This is a genomic window from Streptomyces sp. G-G2 (assembly GCF_030063135.1).
Taxonomy (GTDB): Bacteria; Actinomycetota; Actinomycetes; order Streptomycetales; family Streptomycetaceae; genus Streptomyces.
The window spans coordinates 1-4,332 of the sequence record NZ_JASISO010000106.1 but is presented as its reverse complement, the minus strand read 5'-3'; the positions used below and the strand labels follow the sequence as shown (position 1 = coordinate 4,332).

The following is a 4,332-nucleotide window of genomic DNA, read 5'->3' as shown; positions in this document are numbered from 1 at the left end:
CCCCACCCCACCCCACCCCTCGCACCAGCCTCCGGGGCAGGTCCCGCGCCGCCCCCATGGCGCCCTTCGTGACACCCTCACGACGCTCTTCACGAAACCCCCTCACCAGCTTTCCTGCGCAGCCCTGTTCCTGACGGCCCGTCAGTTCAGTAACCTGACCATGCGTCAGCTATTGGACGGTCGACCACGGCGCCCACCGGGGCAGTCATCGAGCGGGAAGCGAGCGGAACGATGCTTGGATCTACTCACGGCACCCTCACCACTCACTTCCGCGCCCGGGTCGAGGCGTGCGGCGAGACCCCCCGCACCGCCGTCCACTCCACGGCGGCCCCCTCCCCCGAGGGATCGGACCCGGCCGCCGCCCCCGTGGACGTCAGCGGGCGCCCGCTGCACGCCGACGTACCCGACCTGGACCGCTTCTTCCGCCCCGAGTCCGTCGCCGTCATCGGCGCCTCCGACGCCGAGGGCCGCCCCAACACCGGCATCACCCGCCAACTCATCGCTTGGGCCGAGCGCGTCGGCGCCCGCCTCCACCCGGTCCACCCCACCCGTACCAGCGTCTTCGGCCTGGACTGCCACCCCTGCGTGGCCGACCTGCCCGAGCAGGTGGACCTGGCCGTGCTGCTCGTCGCCAACCCCCTGCCGGTGATCGAGGAACTCGCCGAATCCAAGGTCAAGTTCGCGGTCGCCTTCGCCTCCGGCTTCGCCGAGACCGGAGACGAGGGCGCCGCCGCCCAGGCCCGGCTGAGCGCCGCCGTGGAACGCTCCGGCCTGCGGCTGCTCGGACCGAACACCAACCTCAACGCCTTCGAGAAGTTCCGCGACGACCTCGACGGCCCGGCGATCGCCCTGATCACCCAGTCCGGCCACCAGGGCCGCCCCGTCTACACCCTCCAGGAGCTGGGCATCCGCCTCTCCCACTGGGCCCCGACGGGCAACGAGGCCGACCTGGAGACCTCCGACTTCATCTCGTACTTCGCCGAGCAGCCCGAGGTCGGGGCGATCGCCTGCTACGTCGAAGGGCTCAAGGACGGCCGCGCCTTCCTCCTCGCCGCCGACCGCGCCGCCCGCAACGGCGTACCGGTCGTCGCCGTCAAGGTCGGCCGCACCGAGACCGGCGCCCGCATGGCCGCCTCCCACACCGGCAAGCTCACCGGCGCCGACACCGTCGTGGACGCCGCCATGCGCCAGTTCGGCGTGATCCGTGTCGACGGGCTCGACGAACTCCAGGACACCGCCGCCCTGTTGGCCCGTGCGCGCAAACCGCTCGCCGACGGGGTGGTCGTCTACTCCATCTCCGGCGGCACCGGCGCGCACTTCTCCGACCTGGCCACCGAGGCGGGCCTCACCCTGCCCACCCTCTCCCCGGCCAAGCAGGACGAACTCCACCAGTGGATCCCGGAGTACCTGAACGTCGCCAACCCCGTCGACAACGGCGGCCACCCCGTCGGCGACTGGCGCGGCCCCAAAATCATCGAGGCGATCCTCGCCGACCCGGCCGTCGGCGTCCTGATCTGTCCCATCACCGGCCCCTTCCCCCCGATGAGCGACAAGCTCGCCCAGGACCTGGTCGACGCCGCCGAGCGCACGGACAAGCTGGTCTGCGTCATCTGGGGCTCCCCCGTCGGCACCGAGGAGGCCTACCGCACCACCCTCCTCGGCTCCTCCCGAGTGGCCACCTTCCGCACCTTCGGCAACTGCATCACCGCCGTACGGGCCTACCTCGGCCACCACCGCTTCACCGCCGCCTACCGCTCCCCCTTCGACGACGCCCCCCGGACACCCTCCCCCTCGTACCGCAAGGCCCAGGCCCTGATGCGGCCCGGCCAGCAGCTCAGCGAGCACGCCGCGAAGCAGCTGCTGCGCGCCTACGGCATCCGGGTCCCCCGCGAACAGCTGGTCACCAGCGCCGCCGCCGCCGTCCGCGCGGCCGGCCAGGTCGGCTACCCGGTCGTGATGAAGGCCTCCGGGCCGCAGCTCGCCCACAAGACCGAACTGGGCCTGGTCAAGATGGGCCTCACCTCGGCCAGCCAAATACGGGACGCGTACCGTGAGTTGACCGACATCGCCCGCTTCGAGAACGTCCCGCTCGACGGGGTGCTCGTCTGCCAGATGGTGGAGAAGGGGGTCGAGATGGTCGTCGGCGTCACCCAGGACGACCTCTTCGGCCCCACCGTCACCGTGGGCCTCGGCGGAGTCCTCGTCGAGATCCTCAACGACGCCGCCGTCCGCGTCCCGCCCTTCGGCGAGGACCAGGCCCGCGCCATGCTGGGCGAACTGCGCGGCCACGCCCTGCTGGAAGGCGTACGAGGAGCACCGCCCGCCGACGTGGAAGCGCTCGTGGAGGTCATCCTGCGCGTTCAGCGGATGGCGCTGGAGCTGGGCGACGAACTCGCGGAACTCGACATCAACCCCCTGATGGTCCTTCCGCGCGGCCAGGGCGCGGTGGCCCTGGACGCGCTGGCCATCTGCCGCTGAAGCCCAAGCCGAAGGCCGGGAGTAGCCCCGTATGGACGAGGTACTGCACCACACCGAGAACGCCGTCTCGTGGATCACGCTGAACCGTCCCGAGGCCATGAACGCCCTCACCTGGGACCAGCGCGAGCACATCATGACCCTGCTCGCCGAAGCCTCGGCCGACCCGGCCGTGCGCGCCGTCGTCGTCACCGCCACCGGCAAGGGCTTCTGCGCGGGCGCCGACCTGCGCGGCTCTCCCGCCCCGGCCGGTGAACGGGTCGCGGGCGACGTGGCCCGCATGATCCGGACCGGCGCGCAGCGGTTCATCACCTCCGTCATGGACTGCGAGAAGCCCGTCATCGCCGCGGTCAACGGCACGGCGGCCGGTATCGGCGCCCACCTGGCCTTCGCCTGTGACCTGGTCATCGCCTCCGAACAGGCCCGTTTCATCGAGGTGTTCGTCCGCCGCGGCCTGGTCCCGGACGGCGGCGGCGCGTACCTGCTGCCCCGGCTCGTCGGACCGCAGAAGGCGAAGGAGCTGATGTTCTTCGGCGACGCCGTCCCCGCCGCCGAAGCCGAGCGCCTGGGCCTGGTCAACCGGGTGGTCCCGGCCGAAGCCCTGGAAACCACCGCCCGCGAATGGGCCCAGCGCCTGGCCCAGGGCCCGACCCGCGCCCTGGCCCTCACCAAACAGCTGGTCAACGCCTCCCTGGACGGCGACCGCACGGCCTCCCTGGCATCCGAGGCCACGGCCCAGGAGATCAACATGACCACGGCGGACGCGAACGAGGGCGTAGCGAGCTTCGTGGAGCGCCGCACGCCGAAGTACCGGGGTGTGTAGGCCGTCCCCCGACGGCGGCCGGCGGCCGGCGGCCGGGCCGGGGCCGGTCGAGAACGCCGAGACCGACGAGAACACCGGGGACACCGGGGACACCGGGGACACCGAGAACGACGACGAGGAGGAGGGCCGCCCGGCCGGCCGCGCCCGGCTGCCCTCCTCCTCGTCACCCGCTCCGGGTCAGCTGGCGCGCGGGGCCGGCTTCAGCACCGCGAAGACGGCCCCGCTCGGGTCCGCGAGCCACGCGATCCGTCCGACCTCCGGCACGTCCGCGCCCGGCATCAGCACGGTCCCGCCGCTGGTCTGCGCGGTGTCCACCACGGCGTCCACGTCGGCGACGGCGAAGTACGGCACCCAGCGCGCGTTCGACTCCCCCTCCATCAGGGGCGCCACCCCGCCGAAGGACCCGTCCTGCTGGTCCCCGTCGGCGATGCTGAGCACCCGGTACGTCATCCCGGGCACGTCCATGTCCTGCGAGCGCCACCCGAAGAGCCCGCCGTAGAAGGAGAGGGCGGCCGCCGGGTCGGGCACGTGCAGCTCCACCCACACCAGGGTGTTGTCGGCGGACGTCAGCCCCAGCCCGGCCGTCTTGCCCGGCTTCCAGATGGCGAAGTCGGCGCCCTGCTGGTCGGTGTACTGCGCCAGCCAGCCCTCCCCCATGACGTCCATCGGCTCGACCCGGACGGTGCCGCCGGCGTCGCGCACACCCTGCGTGGTCGCGTCCACGTCATCGGTCTGGAAGTACGCGGTCCACGCGGACGTGGCCCCCGGGTTCAACTCCCCCACCGCGCCGACGGTCTTCCCGTCCACCTGGAAGAACCCGTACCCGCCCGTCTCCGGTCCGAGCAGCTGGAACTCCCACCCGAACACCGCGCGGTAGAAGGCGGCGGCCCGCGGAATGTCCGGGCTGCCGAGGTCGATCCAGTTCGGTGACCCGGTGCGGTAGTCGGTGCCCAGCATGTGTTGCCTCCTGCGATGAGGTCCGAGATGCGCGGATCCCGGAGGGGAACCCGCACACGTACCCAACGAGTACACGC

At 72.2% G+C, this 4,332-nt stretch carries 3 protein-coding genes; 2 read left to right on the top strand and 1 reads right to left on the bottom strand.

Going from position 1 to position 4,332, the window contains the following annotated elements; genetic code table 11:
- Nucleotides 1–231 precede the first annotated feature (231 nt).
- Together QMF80_RS37620 and QMF80_RS37615 are read left to right on the top strand one after the other, a co-directional pair.
- On the top strand, nucleotides 232–2,478 hold the full coding sequence (locus QMF80_RS37620) for an acetate--CoA ligase family protein (protein WP_283461895.1): 2,247 nt from the start codon (nucleotides 232–234) through the stop codon (nucleotides 2,476–2,478).
- Nucleotides 2,479–2,509: 31 nt separating this feature from the next.
- Nucleotides 2,510–3,298 (top strand): enoyl-CoA hydratase/isomerase family protein, encoded by a 789-nt coding sequence (locus tag QMF80_RS37615; RefSeq protein WP_283461894.1) that lies wholly within the window; start codon nucleotides 2,510–2,512, stop codon nucleotides 3,296–3,298.
- 177 nt (nucleotides 3,299–3,475) lie between these two features.
- Here the strand turns inward: QMF80_RS37615 and QMF80_RS37610 are convergent, their stop codons facing one another.
- Nucleotides 3,476–4,255 carry a VOC family protein gene (locus QMF80_RS37610; protein ID WP_283461892.1) on the bottom strand — a complete coding sequence of 260 codons (780 nt, stop codon included), beginning with the start codon at nucleotides 4,253–4,255 and terminating at the stop codon, nucleotides 3,476–3,478.
- Nucleotides 4,256–4,332: the final 77 nt, after the last annotated feature.

Coding starts and splice junctions, on each gene's coding strand:
- QMF80_RS37620 (WP_283461895.1), top strand. CDS start 232: ATGCTTGGATCTACTCACGGCACCCTCACCACTCACTTCCGCGCCCGG.
- QMF80_RS37615 (WP_283461894.1), top strand. CDS start 2,510: ATGGACGAGGTACTGCACCACACCGAGAACGCCGTCTCGTGGATCACG.
- QMF80_RS37610 (WP_283461892.1), bottom strand. CDS start 4,255: ATGCTGGGCACCGACTACCGCACCGGGTCACCGAACTGGATCGACCTC.